At 62.3% G+C, this 17,710-nt stretch carries 16 protein-coding genes and 3 pseudogenes; 4 read left to right on the top strand and 15 right to left on the bottom strand.

From position 1 onward, the window contains the following. The first annotated feature begins 12 nt into the window (after positions 1-12). Entirely contained in the window at positions 13-105 is a 93-nt protein-coding gene (locus OSH12_RS15105) for a hypothetical protein (RefSeq protein WP_407660763.1), read from the top strand. Between the two features lie 67 nt (positions 106-172). Here OSH12_RS15105 and OSH12_RS15110 read toward each other — a convergent pair. Beyond that, a pseudogene (locus OSH12_RS15110) lies at positions 173-756 on the bottom strand (IS3 family transposase); the annotation flags it as partial. 75 nt (positions 757-831) lie between these two features. After that, a pseudogene (locus tag OSH12_RS15115) lies at positions 832-1,548 on the bottom strand (peptidase M14); the annotation flags it as partial. Between the two features lie 209 nt (positions 1,549-1,757). On the opposite strand from OSH12_RS15115, the gene OSH12_RS15120 reads away from it, so the two are divergent. Continuing rightward, positions 1,758-2,252 carry a hypothetical protein gene (locus tag OSH12_RS15120; protein ID WP_266344417.1) on the top strand — a complete coding sequence of 165 codons (495 nt, stop codon included), beginning with the start codon at positions 1,758-1,760 and terminating at the stop codon, positions 2,250-2,252. Between the two features lie 228 nt (positions 2,253-2,480). On the opposite strand, the gene dgoD (OSH12_RS15125) is transcribed toward OSH12_RS15120, so the two are convergent. From dgoD (OSH12_RS15125) to OSH12_RS15160, 8 genes are all read right to left on the bottom strand, one after another. Then, entirely contained in the window at positions 2,481-3,632 is a 1,152-nt protein-coding gene (gene dgoD / locus OSH12_RS15125) for a galactonate dehydratase (protein ID WP_266344418.1), read from the bottom strand. Between the two features lie 10 nt (positions 3,633-3,642). Beyond that, positions 3,643-4,956, bottom strand: coding sequence for an SMP-30/gluconolactonase/LRE family protein (locus tag OSH12_RS15130; protein ID WP_266344419.1), 1,314 nt, complete (start codon positions 4,954-4,956; stop codon positions 3,643-3,645). 67 nt (positions 4,957-5,023) lie between these two features. Beyond that, positions 5,024-5,983 carry an ABC transporter substrate-binding protein gene (locus OSH12_RS15135; protein WP_266344420.1) on the bottom strand — a complete coding sequence of 320 codons (960 nt, stop codon included), beginning with the start codon at positions 5,981-5,983 and terminating at the stop codon, positions 5,024-5,026. 76 nt (positions 5,984-6,059) lie between these two features. Beyond that, positions 6,060-7,052, bottom strand: a complete 993-nt coding sequence (locus tag OSH12_RS15140) for an ABC transporter permease (RefSeq protein ID WP_266344421.1) — start codon at positions 7,050-7,052, stop codon at positions 6,060-6,062. Continuing rightward, positions 7,049-7,828 carry an ATP-binding cassette domain-containing protein gene (locus tag OSH12_RS15145; RefSeq protein ID WP_266344422.1) on the bottom strand — a complete coding sequence of 260 codons (780 nt, stop codon included), beginning with the start codon at positions 7,826-7,828 and terminating at the stop codon, positions 7,049-7,051. Before OSH12_RS15145 ends, OSH12_RS15140 begins: the two co-directional genes overlap by 4 nt. Before the next feature lie 23 nt (positions 7,829-7,851). Next, a complete protein-coding gene (dgoD, locus tag OSH12_RS15150) occupies positions 7,852-8,991 on the bottom strand; it encodes a galactonate dehydratase (RefSeq protein ID WP_266344423.1) in 1,140 nt (379 codons plus the stop codon). Beyond that, a complete protein-coding gene (locus tag OSH12_RS15155) occupies positions 8,988-10,196 on the bottom strand; it encodes an AGE family epimerase/isomerase (RefSeq protein ID WP_266344424.1) in 1,209 nt (402 codons plus the stop codon). The genes dgoD (OSH12_RS15150) and OSH12_RS15155 overlap by 4 nt, the downstream gene beginning before the upstream one ends. A gap of 11 nt (positions 10,197-10,207) precedes the next feature. Then, a complete protein-coding gene (locus tag OSH12_RS15160; RefSeq protein ID WP_323180663.1) occupies positions 10,208-11,041 on the bottom strand; it encodes an SDR family NAD(P)-dependent oxidoreductase in 834 nt (277 codons plus the stop codon). A gap of 65 nt (positions 11,042-11,106) precedes the next feature. Here OSH12_RS15160 and OSH12_RS15165 point away from each other — a divergent pair, with 65 nt between their 5' ends. Further along, on the top strand, positions 11,107-11,763 hold the full coding sequence (locus OSH12_RS15165; RefSeq protein WP_266344425.1) for a GntR family transcriptional regulator: 657 nt from the start codon (positions 11,107-11,109) through the stop codon (positions 11,761-11,763). A gap of 570 nt (positions 11,764-12,333) precedes the next feature. On the opposite strand, the pseudogene OSH12_RS15170 reads toward OSH12_RS15165, so the two are convergent. From OSH12_RS15170 to OSH12_RS15190, 5 genes and pseudogenes are all read right to left on the bottom strand, one after another. Further along, a pseudogene (locus OSH12_RS15170) lies at positions 12,334-13,131 on the bottom strand (COG4705 family protein). 40 nt (positions 13,132-13,171) lie between these two features. Further along, entirely contained in the window at positions 13,172-13,492 is a 321-nt protein-coding gene (locus OSH12_RS15175; protein ID WP_266344426.1) for a hypothetical protein, read from the bottom strand. Between the two features lie 140 nt (positions 13,493-13,632). Beyond that, positions 13,633-15,009, bottom strand: coding sequence for a sensor histidine kinase (locus tag OSH12_RS15180; protein WP_266344427.1), 1,377 nt, complete (start codon positions 15,007-15,009; stop codon positions 13,633-13,635). Then, positions 14,996-15,673 (bottom strand): winged helix-turn-helix domain-containing protein, encoded by a 678-nt coding sequence (locus OSH12_RS15185; RefSeq protein ID WP_266344428.1) that lies wholly within the window; start codon positions 15,671-15,673, stop codon positions 14,996-14,998. The genes OSH12_RS15180 and OSH12_RS15185 overlap by 14 nt, the downstream gene beginning before the upstream one ends. Positions 15,674-15,724: 51 nt before the next feature. Then, the gene (locus tag OSH12_RS15190) at positions 15,725-16,297 is read right to left on the bottom strand and encodes a dual specificity protein phosphatase family protein (protein WP_266344429.1); all 573 of its coding nucleotides are present in this window, start codon (positions 16,295-16,297) and stop codon (positions 15,725-15,727) included. Positions 16,298-16,822: 525 nt separating this feature from the next. Here OSH12_RS15190 and OSH12_RS15195 point away from each other — a divergent pair. Further along, a complete protein-coding gene (locus OSH12_RS15195; protein ID WP_266344430.1) occupies positions 16,823-17,638 on the top strand; it encodes a class I SAM-dependent methyltransferase in 816 nt (271 codons plus the stop codon). The last annotated feature ends 72 nt before the right edge of the window (positions 17,639-17,710 follow it).

Here is a 17,710-nt window from a genome sequence, read left to right on the forward strand (position 1 = left end):
CTGGACCAGGAAGTGTTGTCCCTCCTGCGCCGGGCCTCCCCCGTGCCGCCACCACCGCCCGGCGTCAAAAAGACCATCACCGCGCCGGTCCGGTTCAAACCCTGACGCGCAGGGGCCGATCTGGCGCGCCAACTCGATCAACGAGTGGGCTAGACTGCGGAGCGACTGTGGGAACATAGGCCGGCGGGCCGCGCAGGATCATCAGATCGGCCAGGGTTTCCAGCACGTCGGTGGAATTGAGCTTACGTGTCACCCTGATGGCAAGGCCTCGTGGGTGACAAGGCCCCGTGGGTGAACTCCGCCATCAGACATAGAATGGGGATTTCCGTCCATCATGGGTCCGATCCTCGATGAGGTCGTAGGACCAGACGTGGTTTAGCCGCTCGGCGCGCACATGCAGGCACGAGCCGTCATTCAGCCATAATCGGCCGCGCTTTGGTTGCTTGTGTGGGGCCTTCAGCCCCTCCTGTCGCCAGATCGCTGGACCCGCTTGGCGTTCACTGGCGAGCCGACATGACGCAGCAAAGCCGTGACCCGCCGGTAGCCGTAGCGGCCGTAGGTCCTGGCCAACTCGATGATGTCGGCATTCAGGGCCGCCTCATCATCGCGCCCTCGGGCGGGCTTGAGCTGGGCGGGCCGTTTCTGTGTGGGCCGGTGCTGGCCCGGGGCTGCGCAGGCCCGCCTTTCAGGGATCTTCAGTTCCGATCGGACCTTGTCCACGCCGGCCCGGCGACGGGCGCGGCTTAGATGTTTCCCCGGGCGCAGAGCAATATTGGCTTCTTTCGGCATGTCGAGGATCTGGCCGACGGGATAGAGGTCCAGCATCTCCTTGACCTCGGGCCTAGCTGTATCGCCGATGTTGAACGCGGTGACCTCTAGCCCAGTTGTCCCGGTATGGAAATCGATCGCGACGTCGGCGTTGGGCCGCAGCAGCCGGTTGAAAAGCATCCCGGCATGGCGGCTCGGCGCGGTCGGGCCGTTCTCGTTCCCAGGCCATTCCCGGTTCATGTCGATCAGATCTATGCCTCTGCCTTGATTCGGCCACCGGCGCTGTATGCCTTCCAGGGCCGGGCGGGATATGTCGGTTACCGCCATCACCGTGCCCGACATCTGCGCTGGATCAAGCTGGTTCATTACGGTCTGAACCGTATGAATGGAACTCATCTCGTCACCATGCACACCGCTTGTCAACACGACGCGCTTTCCAGGATTCGCCCCCCTGGCAACCGTCACAGACACATACCAGTGCTGCCCGGTGGGCGTCTCCACACCCTGAAAATACAAAAGGTGCTTCTGTCCGGCCTCCAGATCGTTCACGTCGAGCGCGCTGACGACTCTCTTTCCCTGGATTTGTTCGCCGGTGTAGACCGTTCCTCCCGACCGTTCAGCCGTTGCGGTTTGTGCCGCAGCATGATCGGACGAGAGAGCAACCGACGTCGCAGCGCCACCGATGGTCGCGAGGGTGGATGAGATCATGAAATCGCGACGATCGAGGCCTGGCTTATCTCTCATGATAGGGTTCTTCCGATTGGGCATATCCAGGGGCATCAGTCTAGCGTAGCGCAGCGCTGTGACGGACGAAAGGAAGCGTCCCCCCCAAAGGCCACTGTTGGGTCGGTTCCGGACTCCAGGGGCCGGGACGTGTCCGTAGCAGATGGCTTCGAATACGCGCAGATTACCACCTTCGACAGCGAGCAGGGCTGGCGCAACTATTTCTATGACCCGATCCACATGGCCGCCGACCGCCAGGCCGACACTTGAAGGCTATCTCACGGGGCGCGTCGTTTGACATCTTTCCAAGCTATGAGCCCGCCGAGGCGGAGCGCATAATCAAGATCAACAGCGACCGGACGGAACGCTTCCGCCGCGACGATGACCGGCCGACCTCACCGCCAGTACCTGACCGGCCCGAAGACCAGGTCTGGCCCTTCGGCGACGCCATCTTCTATGTTGCCCGTTTTAGCGGGTCCCCGGACACCGAAGCCTTTTCCGCGCTGGTGGATGCGGCAGGGGACCAGGTGGTTGCACCTGACAGATTGCTGGGCGGACCTCAGCGGGACCAGGTCAACTATGGCGCAGTCATCCGGTTCGCCAACGAAGACGCATGGCGAGCCTTCGCCGCATCGCCGGCGATGAAGAAGGCACGCGATGCTGGTCTCTATCGAGACGGGGCACACCAGGCATTCTTTGTCACCGACCCGGCTAACGATGCCCTCGCGGGCCGCCTGCGGGCGGCGTTGGCTGGAGGCTGAGGTTGCGGCAAGGAGGGGCAGAAGTGCACTGTTAATGTCAGATGAGCCGCTCGGGAGAAAGGCTCCGCGCGGCGCCAATTCCCGTAACATGATAGTCTGGATTGGAATCTGGCGAGCCCATTTTAGGATTGATTAATCGTGCATTTCCTGAAAATGCGACGGTATATAACTTATCACGATAGCGGCCAGAATGTCTGAAATGGGGTCGCGCTGCGGTCAGGGCGCTGGTCACCATTCCGCTACGCTTCCATCGGCATGGCGCCAAAGCGGATTGCGCCAGCGATGGCCGACTTTGGCTGCCTCGATGACAGCCTCTTCATTGACCTCGACACCAAGGCCGGGACCGTTTGGGATAGCCACCATGCCATCGGCATAGGCGAAGACATGGGGATCGACCAAGTAGTCGAGCAGGTCGCGGCCGGTACCATTGTAGTGGATGCCGAGCGACTGCTCCTGGATAAAGGCGTTGTGGCTGACGGCATCGACCTGGAGGCACGCGGCCAATGCGATCGGGCCAAGCGGGCAATGAGGCGCCAGCGCCACGTCGTAGGCCTCGGCCATGGCCGCGATCTTGCGCACTTCGGTGATGCCGCCGGCATGGCTGAGATCGGGTTGAATGATATCGACCACACGGCTTTCTAGCACCTGGCGGAAGTCCCAGCGCGAATAGAGCCGCTCGCCCAGAGCAATGGGGGTGGACGAGCCCTTGGCCACTTCTCCGATGGCGTCGATATGTTCAGAGAGCAGCGGCTCCTCGATGAACATCAGGCGGAACTGTTCGAGCTCGCGGATCAGCGCCTTGGCCATGGGCCGGTGTACGCGACCATGAAAGTCGACGGCCAGCCCGACATGCGAGCCGATGGCATCGCGCACCGCACCGATATTTTCGGCAATTGCATCGATCTTGGCATAACTGTCGACGATCTGCATTTCCTCGGCGCCATTCATCTTCAGCGCGGTGAAGCCCAAATCGACCGCCTCCTTCGCTGCCTTGGCAACCACGGCGGGCCGGTCACCGCCAATCCAGGAATAGACGCGTATCTTGTCGCGGCACGGACCACCCAGCATCTGGTGCACCGGCAGGTTGGCCGCACGGCCCTTGATGTCCCATAGGGCCTGGTCGACGCCGGCAATGGCGCTCATCATGATCGGACCCCCGCGATAGAAGGCCCCCCGATACATGACTTGCCAGAGGTCCTCGATGCGGGATGGGTCCTGGCCGACAAGGAAATCGGCCAGTTCATGCACGGCCGCCTCCACCGTGTGAGCACGGCCTTCCACAACCGGCTCGCCCCAGCCATAGAGGCCCTCATCGGTCTCGATCTTGAGGAAGAGCCAGCGCGGCGGAACGATGAAGGTCTTGAGCGCAGTAATCTTCATGCTTGTCTCCTTAAGTCGGTTCAGCGCGTCTCAGTTGGGGCGGGATGTAAATCGCGCCGAAAGGCGCTGACTGCGTTCTCGGCCCGGGTCGCACAGTCCTGGGTGGCGCCTGGCCACGGCCTCGGCGGCTGCAAACCCGATGTGGTGGCCGGCGGGCTGACAGACGCGGCCGCCAAAGCTCGCAGATCGAGCGGAGCTTCAGGTAAGGCGCTTCCAACCTGCCTTGTCGGGCGCCGGCCATGCCGCACACCATGACCTCTATCCCCGCCAAGTCCGGAATGGACGCGCAGCAATCGTCCAGCACGGTGACGAACTCGTCCGATGCAAGCCGGCCCATGCCCAGGTTTGAATGTGACAGCAAGCTTGGCGCTGAATCGGCGTGCATCGCCCATACGCGCAGATTGGATGTACCCCAGTCCACGGCAATCCAGTCTGGCCGAGATAGCACGGTCATGCGCCAAACCTCGGCTCCGCGACGCCCGCCACGCCAGCATCGACTGCAAAGACATTCCCCGCTAGCGGCTGCGCGGCCAGTTCTTGGCGACAGGCCCCAACGGGCCGAGGTGACATAGAGCGTCCTGAGATCTGGGCCGCCGAACATGCAACTGGTCGGCTGGCTGACCGGCATCGCAATTTCGCGGTCGACGGAGCCGTCCGCCGCGAGACGAACAATCTTCCAATTGCCCCACATGGCGATCCAGAGGAAACCTTCGGCGTCGATCGTCCCGCCATCGGGCGTCTGCCCATCGGCGAAGTCCTTGAAGACGGAGCGGTTAAGGATATTGCCGGTGGCGTGTTCGTAGTCGAACGCAAAGACCTGCTTGACCAGCGAGTCCGCGAGCCAGAAGCGGCTGTTGTCGAGCGACCAGGCGAAGAAATTGGCGATGCCAATACCGTCGGCCATGCGGGTCACCGACAGGTCTGTATCGATCCTGTAGAGCGACGCCGTGGAGTGGGTGAGACTTTCGTCTTTCGACCCGGCCCAGAACCGTCCTGCCCGGTCCACTTTTCCTTCGTTGAAGATCGTGCCCGCGCGCAGCAGCCCTTCCCGCGCGATCCAGTCGATTTCGCCCGTGTCCGGATTGCAAAAACCGATGCCGCTCTCGAAAGCGCCAATGATGCCGGGCGCATCTGCCCTGAGCGCAAAACCGGACAGACGTTCCGGCATCGCCCATGTACGGACCTCGCCGCTGGCCGGAATGAAGCGTTGCAGCAGGGCCCGATCGATATCGACCCAGTAGAGTGCCTGTTCGCGGACGTCCCAAACCGGCACCTCGCCCAGGAGGTTGCCGCTCGATATGACGCTTTGAACTATATCGCTCATGGATGGGCGGGCCTCGCAAAATATTGGCCGCGCCGCCGTCAGGACGGGGCGCGACCGATCTGGCGTATCAGGGACAGGTGAAGCTGTAGACGTAGCGGCTGACCTGGGGATCGGTCAGGTTATCCTTGGTCGCTACGGTCGCACCGGTGCGGATGACCGGCGTCGTTTTTTCGCCGCGCAGCGAGGCGATGGCCTGCAGACCGGCCTGATAGCCCGAGTCATAGGGCTTGAGGACGACCTGTGCAGCGACCTGGCCGCGTTTCAGCTGCTCGATGCCCGGTGGGTTGGCATTGAAGCCGACCACGACGACATCCTCGGACCGACCGGCGGCCCGGATGGCCGCAACCGCGCCTTCCGTGTTGAAGGCAGCTGTCGAGAAGACGCCTGCCAGGTCGCTATTGGCGAGCAGCGCAGCCGAAACGATCTGGTCTGCTTTCTGAACGCTGTTGTCCGAGAACTCCTGGCCCAGATAATTGAATCCGGCTTCCCTGATGCCTCCGGCGAAACCGCGTTCACGATCGTCGGTAGTCGTCACGCCGGCACTGAGGTTGACGGTCAGCACCGAGCCCTTGCGATCGCCGAGGAGTTCGGCAAGCGTCTGGGCGGCGACGCGGCCAGACGCCACATTGTCCGAAGATACCTGGGACACGGCGATGGACGGATCTTCCAGCGTGGTATCAACCAGGACTACCTTGATGCCCTGGTCGACGGCCACCTTGAGCGGGGCGAACAGCGCTTGGCTGTCGGTCGGCGCGATGATGATCGCGTCAGGCTTCTGGGCGATCATGGTCTCAAGGATCGGGATCTGGGCGGCCGGATTGAAAGCCGACGGCGCCTGGGTCTGGACGGTCGCGCCATTTTCGGCGGCGGCCTTTTCGATGCCGCACTGCACCGAGCCGTAATAGGCGTCGCCGCCTACACCCGGAATGAAGGCAATGTCGAAACTATCCTGCGCGAAGGCAGGCGTGCCCAAGCCTACGGTAACGGCGATTGCCGCCACGGTCGACAGCACACGGGTCTTGTTCATGGTCTCTCTCCCACTGAAGTATCGCGCCTGTTTCAAGCGCAGCATCCGAAGGCGCGCCACGGACGCTGCGATTTCGCTATCGCGTCAGACGGCGGCCCGCTTGATCGAGATAGACGGCCGCGACTAGGACGATGCCGACCATCACGTCACGCCAGAATGTGTTGAGGCCAACCATGATCAGCCCGCTCGCCAGCGTCGCCGGTATCAGCACGCCGACCGCCGTGGTGAAGACGCTGCCGCGGCCGCCAAAGAGGCTGGTTCCGCCGATTACGACGGCAGCAATGACCTGAAGATTATCCGTCGCGTGGCCGCCGATCGTGGTCGAGCCATAGCGGGCCAGGGACAGGATGCCCGCGATACCCGCCAGCATGCCGGCAAGGCCATAGACCTTGATCAGATGCCAGTCGACATTGATGCCCATCTCCTTGGCCGCGAGCGGATTGGAGCCGATAGCCAATGTGTGGCGCCCAAAGCGGGTCGCTGTCAGCAAGATGCCGCCGATCACGGTGATGACGGCGGCGATGATGACAAGGACCGGCACGCCGCCGACCGAGCCGACGCCGACATTGTCACCCAGCACATAGGGAACGTCGCGCAGGTCTTCCCCGGCAATGATCCAGCTCAGGCCCTGGGCGGCGCCCATGGTGCCCAGCGTAACCACCAGCGCCGGCACTTTGGCCTTGGCGACAAGCACGCCGTTTAGCAGGCCCCAGGCCGTGCCGGCTACGATGGCTGCGATGAGGCCGACCAGGGCCACGTCCCAGCCCTGTCCGCCTATCGCGCCCATCACCTTAGCGGCTATGACCCCGGAAAAGACCAGGACCGCGCCAACAGAAAGATCGACGCCGGCGGTCACGAGAACGAAGGTCGCGCCGACCGCCATGACCAGAAGGATTGCACCTGCCATGCCGATATTACGGATATTGGCGAAACTCATGAAGGTCTCCGGCCGCATCACGGCGAAGACGACCACGATCAGAGCCAGAACGATGACGATACGACCCGGCCCCATCCAGAGCGCGGACAGATCGGGACCGCGTTTTGCGGTATTGCTTGGCGTCAGGGTCATTTCGCAGCCTCATTGGCAAATGCACCGGTAATGGCGGCGACTATCTTTTCCATGGACATTTCTTCCCGGCTCAGGCGGGCCGTGCGGCGACCATGCCGCAGCACTTCGACGCGATCGGCCACGGCGAGCACATCGGGCACGTTGTGGCTGATCAGGATCACCGACCGACCGGATTCCTTGATCCGACGCACGAGATCCAGAACGGCAGCACTCTGCGCCACGCCAAGCGCGGCGGTCGGCTCGTCCATGACGACGATCTTGTCGGCCCAGGTCACTGCCCGGACCACGGCGATCGACTGGCGTTGACCGCCAGAAAGCGTCGAGATCGGCGCATCGACGCTCTTCAGCGCCACCTTCATCGTCGTCAGCGCATCGACCGTCCGGGCACGCATCTTGGGCTTGTCGAGAAACCCCATACGGCCCAGCAAGCCGTCCCTGAGGATTTCGCGGCCAAGGAACATGTTGGCGGCGGCATCGAGCTCAGGCGCCATGGCGAGGTCCTGGTAAACCGTTTCCATGCCGACTGCCTGCGCGTCACGCGGCGAGGCGAACTGCACCGGCTTGCCTTCGAACAGGATGTCGCCCTCGCTGGGCGCGTGCAGGCCGCACAGCGTCTTGACCAGGGTCGACTTGCCAGCGCCGTTGTCGCCCATCAGCGCGACGATCTCGCCGTGACCCAGGGTGAAGTTGGCGCCACGCAGCGCCTCAATGGTGCCGAACCGCTTCCAGACCTCACGCGCCTCGAGGAGAGGCGCCTTTTCGCCGGGGGATGTCATGTGAGCTGTTTCCATCTTTGGTCTCACCAATCCGCGATGCTTCCGTCGGCCCGGAAGGATTCCGGCACCCACTCGCCTTCTGTCTGGCTCTTGAGGAAGTCTTCGTTGATCTCGACGCCCAGTCCCGGCCCCTGCGGCATGGCGAGGAAACCCTCGGCGTCCACCCGCGGCACATAGCTCGAGAGGTTGCTTGTCCATTCCAGATTGGTGTGGCGCGTTTCGAGCAGCGAGAAGTTCTGCGCATAGGCAGCAAGATTGAGGCTCGCTGCCGCCTGTACCGGACCATTGGGATTGTGTGGCGCAAAGGTGACGCCATACATCTCGGCAAGCGCCGCGATACGAACCAGCTCGCTTATGCCGCCTGCGTTGGAAACGTCTGGCTGGATGATGCCCGCCCATTCGTTTTCCAGCACTTCGCGGAACGCCCAGCGGGTGAACATGCGCTCGCCAACCGCAATGGGTGTCTTGCTGTGCTGCGCAAGTCGCTCCAGCGCCTCATTGGACTCGGCCGGCACCGGCTCCTCGATCCACATCGGGCTGGTGTGCCTTACGGCGTCTTCTATGATGATCGACAGCGAGGCGCTGGGGCGACCATGCATGTCGATGGCATAGTCGAGCTCATCGCCCAGTTCGTCCCGCACGGCCTCGCAGCAGGCAACGATTTGGCGAATGGACGCTAGGCCCTCGGTCATCGCGACGGCGGGCAAGGGATAAATCTTGACCGCCTTGAATCCCATATCGACGGCTACCGCGACGCGATCCCTGAATTCTTCGGGCGATAGCGACAGTCCCAGATTGGCGTAGGCCTTCACCTTGTCACGGACGGGGCCACCGAGCAGAGCGGCAACGCTCTTGCCGGCCAACTTGCCGCGAATGTCCCAGAGCGCCACGTCGATCCCGGACAGGGCAGACGTCTGGATCGGTCCGCCGCGCCAATAAGCATGCCGGTACATGCGCTGCCAGGCCCACTCGGTCCGTTCCGGATCGGCACCCAGGATCAGCGGCTCAAGATCGCGTACTGCGCCGGCGACGCCGTTGGGCTTGGCCGGCAGGGAACACTCGCCCCAACCGAACAGCCCCGGCTCATCGGTTTCGACCTTGACGAAAACCAAGTCGGAAATGCCGTTATAGGCAATATAGGGCGTGATTTTGGTGATCTTCATGCGCCAATCCTTTCGAGAACGACGAGGATTTCGGCGCAGGCGCCAATGTTGTGATAATCGGGCTCCGGCGCGCCGCGACGGTCCGTCGTGACCTTGCTGTTGACATCGAGCGCGCGGAACCAGCCGCCGTGCTCGTGATCGACCAGATGGTCATAAGCGTAGCGCCAGATGCGGTCGTACCAGTCCCAATAGGCCTGCTCGCCGGTCGCCGCCGCCAGATGCGCTGCCGCGCCAAGGCTTTCGGCATGGACCCATTGCTGCTTGCTATCGTCATAGTTGGCCTTGTCGTGGCCATAGGAATAGGCAAGACCCCCACGCGCTTCGTCCCAGGCACAGGCCACGCCCTCGTCGAACAGCTCACGCGCGCGTTCGACATGCCACGGTCGGGAGAGATACCCATCAAGGATCAGCAGCAGCTTGGCCCATTCGGTCTGGTGACCGGTCAGGTAGCCCCAGGGACGATAGCCGTCGCTGTGGTCGTTGAAATTGTAGTGGGGATCAAAGCTCCAGTCGGTCTTGTAATGTTCCCAGAGCTGGCCGATCGGGCTCATTTTCGCCTGCCGGAGCGTCATGGCTGCCGCCAGCGTTTCCGCGCGGTCGAGATATCGCGCTTCTCCGGTTGCCTCGTAGGCGACAAGCATGGCCTCGCAGGCATGCATATTGCCGTTCTGCCCGCGATAGGACCGGATCTCGGACCAATCGGCACTGGCTTGATCGGCGTAAAGGCCATAGGCGGGCTCGTAGAGATGCCGCTCCATGGTGTCGAAGGCCTCGTCGAGCCAGGCGCCAGCCTCGACGAACCCGGCCTTAAGCGCAGTGGCATAGGCCAGCACCACAAAGCTCATGCCATAGGTGATATTGTCCGTGCCCTTGGGCGTCACTACGCCATCGTTGAAATCGAGCTCGAACAGATAGCCCTTGGTCGCCGGCAGCCGGTGAACTCCGGTCAGGAAATCCAGCGCATGCCGGGCGGCACGCCGGTTCTCGGCCCGACCGAACAGCCTATAGGCCGTAGCGTGGTTAAAGAGCGTGCGACAGGTATGGACCAGCGAGCGCGGCGCCAGATCGACGACCTTGCCCTCGTTATCCAGCTCATTGAAAAAGCCGCCCTGGCTGTCGAAATTGGCAGGGTAGAAAAAACCCATGGCGCGCTCGATCTGATCGAGCAGGAAAGCATTCGAGCGGAAGTCGGGATATGGAGGCATGATCGAACCTTTCAGAAGCCCAGCGCAGCGAGCAGACCGCCATCGGCCACATAGTCAGCGCCGGTGACGTAGCTGGCGCGATCGCTGGCGAGGAAAGCGATCACCTCCGCCATTTCCCGCGCCCTGCCGATGCGGCAGATCGGCAGATTTTTTCCCCAATCGTCATAGATTTCCTCGAGCGACCGCCCGTCCTTGAGCTTGCGGGCAGCCACGCGCAGGAGCGGCGTGTCGATCGGCCCGGGACTGACGGTATTTGCGCGAATGCCATCCTTGCCGAAATCGACGGCCAAGGTCCGGGTAAAGGCTAAAAGGGCGCCCTTGCTGGTGGCATAAGCCGAGAGGCCCGCACTGTTGGCGCTACCTTGATTGGAAGCCACGTTGATGATCGAACCACCACCGCGGCGGCGCAGATGGGGCACTCCGAAATGGGCGGTGAGATAGGCGCTCCCGATATTGACCGCCATCACCCGCGCCCAGACCGACGGGTCGGTATCTACGGCGTCCCCGTAGGGATGGATCGCGGCCGAGCAGACGAGAATATCGAGGCCGCCGCCATGCTCAGCGGCGCGCTTGATCGCGCCGTCCACTTCGGCAGCAATCGACCCGTCGCCGACCAGAGCAAGCATGCCATCCGGCAAGGCGTCCAACTCAGGATCCGCGCCGTCGGCCGAGCCAGACGCACCGAAGACGGTCACACGCGCACCGCGCTCGACAAAAAGTTCGGCCGTAGCCCGACCAATCCCGGTCGTTCCACCCATCACAAACGCGCTCTTACCCGCAAAGTCCATTTGGTCCTCCGTTCTGACGCCACCTATATGATAATGTTCACTAGTATCCAAGTGCATTAATGAACAAGCTGGTGGATTTTTTCGCGACACACTGGCAGGGTGAGAAAAAGGAGAACTGATGCATGGCCTTCGCTCGGCGAACGACCCGTGAACCTGCGGCGGACCAATGCTACGCGGTGATAAGGGCGCGGATCCTCGACCTCACCTATGCGCCTGGGGATGCGATCTCAGAGACGCGCCTTGCGACCGAGTTCGAGATCAGCCGCACCCCAATTCGCGAGGCCTTGAAGCGTCTCGAAAGCGAAGGACTAGTCGATGTCCGCCCGCAGCAGGGAACCTTCGTCTCCCCGATCAAGCGCGACCTGGTTATGGACGCTCAATATGCGCGGTCGGCCCTCGAATGCGCGCTGGTTGCCGATGCGGCCAGACTCAGGTCAGAAGAGCAGCTGCACGAGCTGCGTTTTAACCTGTCGAGCCAGCAACGCGCCGCCGAGCGGGGCGACTTCGACACCCTGTTTCGCCTCGACGAGGAAATGCATCGCGACATCGCCAAGGCAGCCGGGCGGGCTGCCGTCTGGCATGTGATCGCCGATATCAAGATCCATATGGATCGCGCTCGCAAGCTTTCCCTTAAGGCGCATCACGTCCCGACTCTGATTGAACAGCACCGCGCTATAATCGATGCCATTGCAGATGCCGATGTGCCAAACGCCATCGCGGCGATGAAAGACCACCTCAGCTTCGTGGTTGAGCACTTCGACGAGCTGGTCGAACGCTAAGCAAGAGCGCGCCGGTCAGAGTCCGCCAATACATACCCGCAAGCACGCCAAGACATACCCGCAAGTACAATGCCATACGTCCAAGCATGGCCGACTGCCTCACTCAAGCGGCAGCTATTGGGTGTTCGCGGGAACTCTGCCAATGACCGAAATGGGGCCGGCTGCAGAACGGCGGCTTGCTGCGCAGCGGCAGCCCAAACCGGCCAGTCCGCTTCCGGCCCCAATTCGGACGATCGATGCGGGGCTACTTCGCCCGAACCTACTCGTGGCCGGTCACCACTTTTGCCCTCAGTCGCGAGTCGCCAGAAATACGTCCTGACCGAAGGCGCGGATTCTGGTTGTTCTTCATGATCGTCTCCGGTCTGGGAAAGCAGTTGCTTCCCATTGGAGATTGTCCGCCGCCAAACTGGCCGCGACCTGACGAGCAGCTTACAGATCCGACAGGTTCAAGGCAGATCGGTTGCAACGGCTCGCCTTGTCGCCCCTTCGAAAGACCCGCTCCGCAACAAACGGCAACGGCCGGCTGCTCCTGCAACCGGCCGTTCGCCCACATCCAGGGTGTTTTCGACTCTAGTCGCTCCGTTCAACCAGGGCCGCCTGGCTGCTGTCATCCTGCTTCACCGTCATGAACGCGACGAGGCCGAAGATGCAGAGCAGGAAAATCGCGCTGGTCAGGATCGTGCCCAGACCCAGCCCGCCATATTCGAGCGGCTGCGACAGCAGATCACCAAATGAAGCGCCGAGCGGGCGGGTCAGGATATAGGCGAGCCAGAAGGCCAGCACGCTGTCCATGTTGAGGATGTATTAGGCCAGCGCGATGACGGCAATTACGCCGGCGAAGATCAGCCCTGTCGTCAGATATCCAAGCTCGAAATGCTCGGCCACCAGATCGCCCGCCGCCGTCCCGAGAGCAAAGGTGAACAGGATCGCCAGCCAGTAAAACACCTCGCGTCTCATCGTGAAGACGGCGTGGATCGACAGCGTGCGCTCCGAGGCATACCAGAAGCCGAAGGTGGCGAGCAGCAGGCCGCTGAACAGAAGGGTAGAGGTTGTCAGCGGCACGCCGAAATTATCGGTCAAATTGTCCGTCACCAGCGTGCCGACAATGCTGATCAGGACGACGGCGAGCCAATAGGCCCAGGGTACATAGCGCTTCTGGGCGAACTGCGCGACGAGGGCCACGACCAGGATCGTCGCCATCAGCAGCGACGTCGCGGTCAGGCCCAGCCCCATGTTGACAGCCAGGTAGTCGGCCGCTGTCTCGCCCATGGTGACGGCCATCAGCTTGATCAGCCAAAAGTCGAGCGTGACATCGGGAACGCGGTTGGCGCGCTGACCTTGCAACGCGTCCTGCGATGAGAAGGACATGATTGAAATCCTTGTTTTGGGGCGTGGCAATCCGCGGCCGCTATTTGCCCAGCAGCGCCATGGCTTGCTTGAAGAAATCATCGGCGCGCTTGTCGTCGTCGGCATTGCAGCGCTCGATGCCTTTCGCCTCGAACCCGTCCAGCTTGGCCTGGTCGGCCGCCGACAGGGCGACGCCAGCCTTGGCCGCGCGAAGCTGCGCCAGCATGTCCTCGCAAGGCACCGCGGCCGCCGCGCTGGCAGTGAGCGGCGCGGCGAGCAGCGCTGCGCCAAACACGATGGCGGCTATTGCCAGGCTCGCGTAGTGGCGCGAGAGCGACGCACTAGCTGCGCTGCGGGGCCGGATCTCATGGAACTTGGTCATGGCTGGAACCCTTTCACCCGGCCGGTGAGGCCGACGTTTCGGGGAGTCTTCCGACGGTTGTCTGCTCCCACCCAATCGGGATAGCCGTGCGCCCATACCCTCACCTGTCGGGCTTCATACGGATCGGTATGAAAGCGAAATCAGGCTGTCCGGTTCGGCCGCAGGTTCGGGAACTCAATGGTGACGCAAAGGCCAGGCTCGTTGTCGGAGAGCACGAGCTTGGCGCCATGCAGGTCGGCGACCGCCTTCACCATGCTGAGCCCCAGGCCGGAGCCAGGTGTCGTCCGGCTCTTCTCCAGGCGGTACAGTCGGCGCAGTACGTTGGTCCGCTCCCCTTCGGGAATGCCCGGCCCGTCATCGGTGACGCATAGTGTCGTCACGGCTGCCGTCGATGCCACGCGAAGGCCGATGCGGGTCCCGGACGGGCCGTGGATCATGGCGTTCTCGATCAGATTGGCGCACATCTGCAGCAGCAACTGCAGGTCGCCGGATATGAGGGACGCGCTGTCGCCAGCCTCGAAATGCAACGTGCGGCCGCTTTCGTCGGCCACGTCGACATAGGCCTCGGCGATAGCCGCCGCGACATCGCCAAGTTGGACCGGTGCAAAACGGGCCTTGCGTGCGCCGGCCTCTATCTGGGCGATGCGCAGCAGGGCATCAAAGGTGGCATTGATCCGGTCGCTCTCGGCATCGGCCTCTTCGAGCTCCGCCGCGACCGGCTCTCCCGCGTCGTGTTTACCGAGTGCCGTCCGGATCGTCAGCTTGAGCCGGTTCAGCGGCGTCTTCAGATCATGCGCGATGTCGGCCGTGACTTGCTTCATGCCCTCGAACAGGCCGGATAGCCGGTCGAGCGTCGCGTTGATCCGGATGGAGAGCACGTCGATGTCATCGCCATTGCCAAGCAGCGGAATACGGGCGTCCAGCGCTCCCTCGGAGATCCGAGCCATTGTGCCGGCGATCGCATCCATCCGCCTTCGCAGGCGCAACGCCAGGATCCAGCCGCCTGCCACGGCGGCGAGCAGCACGATCAGGGTCGCCCACATGAAGGTGGCGGCCGTGATGGCGCCGACGGATTCGATCTCGTCATAGCTCTTGCCGACGACGAGGCGGTAGTCGCTGCCGATGTCGCCAGCGAGCAGGCGGTATCGCGCGTCGCCTTTGAGGCCGAGATCACCCGCCGACGCCGTCGACCAGCCGAGCGGCACTGCGCTTTGCGCGATATTGCCGACGAGGCGGACTCCATCCCTGCCGGTAAGAAGGAAAATCTGATCGGCAGCCCCCGCCACCGCGACATGGTTCTGCACTAGGCCAATCAGATCCTCGACGTCGTTGTCGCCATAAGAGGCAGCCACCACGGCATAGGTGCCGCCGACATCCTGGTCGAGCTTGGCTACCAGATTGCGCCGCACCGCCTGAACCGTGATGACGCTAGCGACGACGAAGGCAACGAGAAACAGGGCGGAGAAGATGACGGCCAGTCGGAATGGTGTGCTGCGGAGCAGCCTAGCGCGGCGCATGGATGCTGTAGCCGATGTTTCGGATCGTCTGCAGCAACGGCACGTCGAAGGGCTTGTCGATCTTGGCGCGCAACCGGCTGATATGCGTTTCCACCACGCTGGTCTTCGGATCGAAATGGAAGTCCCAGACCCTCTCCAGGAGCATCGTGCGCGTTACGACGCGTCCCTCGTTGCGCATCAGCACTTCCAGCAGCGTGAATTCGCGCGGCTGCAGATCGATCCGCTGTCCAGATCGGGTAGCGGTCCGCTTGATGAGGTCGAGTTCGAGATCCGCCGTTCGCAGCACGGTCTTGTGCTCCTGAACCGGTGGCCGTCGCAGCAGCGCGTTGACCCGCGCCATCAATTCGGAGAAGGCGAACGGTTTGACAAGATAGTCGTCCGCACCTGCCTCAAGTCCTTCCACGCGGTCATCAACCCCACCAATCGCAGTGAGGAATATGGCGGGTGACTTCACACCGGCAGCGCGAATGGCCTTCAGCAGCGACAGGCCGTCGAGCCCGGGCAGCATTCGGTCGATAATGAGCACATCGTAGGGTTCATGCGCCGCAAGGGTCAGCGCATCCAAGCCCTGCGCTACAGCATCGCAGACATGGCCGGCTTCTGTGAAACCCTTGACCAGATAGTCCGACGTCCGGGCATCGTCCTCGATCACGAGCAGTTTCATCGCCCATCTTCCGTCAGGTTCGCGGGTTTGGCCAAAGGTGAGGACGTACGATTAGGAGTCGTGAAAGCCCATCATCGGTTCCGCGGTCTCGAATGTCTCGTCCATCGCATAGGCCGGAAAGTATGGCACCGATACGTGACCATACCGCATCGAGAGCTGTCCTTCCGCCTGTTCTTCGCCCACCCGGGCGATGCTGGCCAAGTAAAGCGCTGACGCCAGACCGCTCCGATCCGCCCCCGACTTGCAGTGGATAAGCAGAGGCTTTTGCGCCGACTTCATCGCCGCAATCACCTCCGTGACTTCGTTTGGCGAAAGCTCACGCGAGGCGGAGAGAGGTATGTCTATGACCGTGACGCCGAGCTTCCTCGCGGCAGTGATCTCATCATCGTACCAAGGTTTTCCGGGGTTGGCGCCCCGCAGATTGAGGATGGTTGCGACGCCGAAATCAGCTTTGTAGCGGGCCAGGTCGGTCGGCGATGGCTGCGCCGAGCGATAGAGTTCGCCTGCCACGACTGTGTGGAAGTTGTTGGTGATGAACTGATGCGCAAAGAATCCACCCGCTACACAGGCTGAGATTCCGATAGCAAACAGGAGCGCTCGCCTCCTTGCCCAGATTCGGTGCATCCGCAATATTCCTCTGCAGCATGGTGGGACTGGCTCCCGATAGCTCTGCGAGGTCAGACGCTCAACATACGCTTTCGTAAGGTGCGCACCGCGGATGCGATATCGGCAGGTCGTCCCATGACGCGATTGCCCTCAACCACGGTCAATGCTGCTTGTGGAAAGGACGGCTCTCGGCAGGAGAGCCGCCTCCGGTCTTCCCGACAAGCCGTTGGACCAACGCCGAACGACACGCGATCCGATTTTGCAATCAGGTAGGCCGTCCGCACCAATTTCGATTTGATGGGAGACCGTGCGGTCGCGTTGGCTAGGCAAAAGCCTGACATGGCATCATGTCTTCATGCGCTATGTACCAAGTGCGCAATGTCCGGTGTCGCTATGCTTGTGCCACTGCATCAATGCCTCAAAGCATTGAGATGTCCCCGACATCATGGGGTCCTGACGCGAGTCCCAGGAGGGTTTATCTGCGCTTCTTGTCCGAGTGAGCAGGATGCTCTGACATTTACCGACGCCGGTACGGTGCCGGTTTTGGTCGATTTCGAACGATCCATCCTCGACCGACAGCGAACCGTTGCGAGCGCGGCCAGCAGCCCAGTCACACGGCCGGAGTATCGCGGCGCAGCGCGCCTTGTAAAACGAATCTTGTCTCCTGCCAAACAGACCACGCGCAACAACGTCTCGACGCTGCTCGGGCATCTTGATCGCCGGCCGAAGCCCGTGCGTCTGCTGGTTGTCGGCGGTGGCAGCGTCGGTCAAGGTATGGAGCCGCTCTACAGCGCGCGCGATATCGAGATCTACGCCTTCGACATCTACAATTCCGACAAGATCCAGTTCATCGCCGACGCCCATCAGATGCCGCTGCCAGACGAATTCTTCGATGCCGTCGTCGTCCAGGCGGTGCTGGAGCATGTTCTGCAGCCGTCAGAGGTCGTGGCCGAGATCTGGCGTATCCTGAAGGCCGACGGCCTCGTCTACGCCGAGACGCCCTTCATGCAGCAGGTCCACGAGGGGGCCTACGATTTTACCCGCTTCACGGAAAGCGGCCATCGCTACCTCTTTCGGAACTTCGAGCTTATTGAATCGGGTGCAAACGGCGGTCCTGCCTTGCAGTTTATGTGGTCCGTCGACTACTTGGCGCGGGGAATCTTTCGGTCGCGAACGGCAGGCAAACTGGCCAAGCTTGCCTTTGCTTGGGTCAGGTTCTTCGATCGGTTCATTCCACCGGACTACGCGATAGATGGCGCGAGCGGTGTCTACTTCTTCGGAATGAAGGCCGCCTGGCCGATACCGGCAGCCGCCATGGTCTCGTACTATCGCGGCGCGCAGCGGGACCACGGCACGTAGCCGTGGCCGCGCGCTGTCACGGACAATGCATTCGCCTGCGCAAGCTTGATCGCAGTCTCGATCCTGCGCCGG

It is taken from the genome of Kaistia terrae (assembly GCF_026344005.1).
Taxonomy (GTDB): domain Bacteria; phylum Pseudomonadota; class Alphaproteobacteria; order Rhizobiales; family Kaistiaceae; genus Kaistia; species Kaistia terrae.

Coding starts and splice junctions, on each gene's coding strand:
- OSH12_RS15130 (WP_266344419.1), bottom strand. CDS start 4,956: ATGAGCGATATAGTTCAAAGCGTCATATCGAGCGGCAACCTCCTGGGC.
- OSH12_RS15135 (WP_266344420.1), bottom strand. CDS start 5,983: ATGAACAAGACCCGTGTGCTGTCGACCGTGGCGGCAATCGCCGTTACC.
- OSH12_RS15165 (WP_266344425.1), top strand. CDS start 11,107: ATGGCCTTCGCTCGGCGAACGACCCGTGAACCTGCGGCGGACCAATGC.
- OSH12_RS15190 (WP_266344429.1), bottom strand. CDS start 16,297: ATGCACCGAATCTGGGCAAGGAGGCGAGCGCTCCTGTTTGCTATCGGA.
- dgoD (WP_266344423.1), bottom strand. CDS start 8,991: ATGAAGATCACCAAAATCACGCCCTATATTGCCTATAACGGCATTTCC.
- dgoD (WP_266344418.1), bottom strand. CDS start 3,632: ATGAAGATTACTGCGCTCAAGACCTTCATCGTTCCGCCGCGCTGGCTC.
- OSH12_RS15175 (WP_266344426.1), bottom strand. CDS start 13,492: ATGACCAAGTTCCATGAGATCCGGCCCCGCAGCGCAGCTAGTGCGTCG.
- OSH12_RS15140 (WP_266344421.1), bottom strand. CDS start 7,052: ATGACCCTGACGCCAAGCAATACCGCAAAACGCGGTCCCGATCTGTCC.
- OSH12_RS15160 (WP_323180663.1), bottom strand. CDS start 11,041: ATGCACTTGGATACTAGTGAACATTATCATATAGGTGGCGTCAGAACG.
- OSH12_RS15185 (WP_266344428.1), bottom strand. CDS start 15,673: ATGAAACTGCTCGTGATCGAGGACGATGCCCGGACGTCGGACTATCTG.
- OSH12_RS15145 (WP_266344422.1), bottom strand. CDS start 7,828: ATGACATCCCCCGGCGAAAAGGCGCCTCTCCTCGAGGCGCGTGAGGTC.
- OSH12_RS15180 (WP_266344427.1), bottom strand. CDS start 15,009: ATGCGCCGCGCTAGGCTGCTCCGCAGCACACCATTCCGACTGGCCGTC.
- OSH12_RS15155 (WP_266344424.1), bottom strand. CDS start 10,196: ATGCCTCCATATCCCGACTTCCGCTCGAATGCTTTCCTGCTCGATCAG.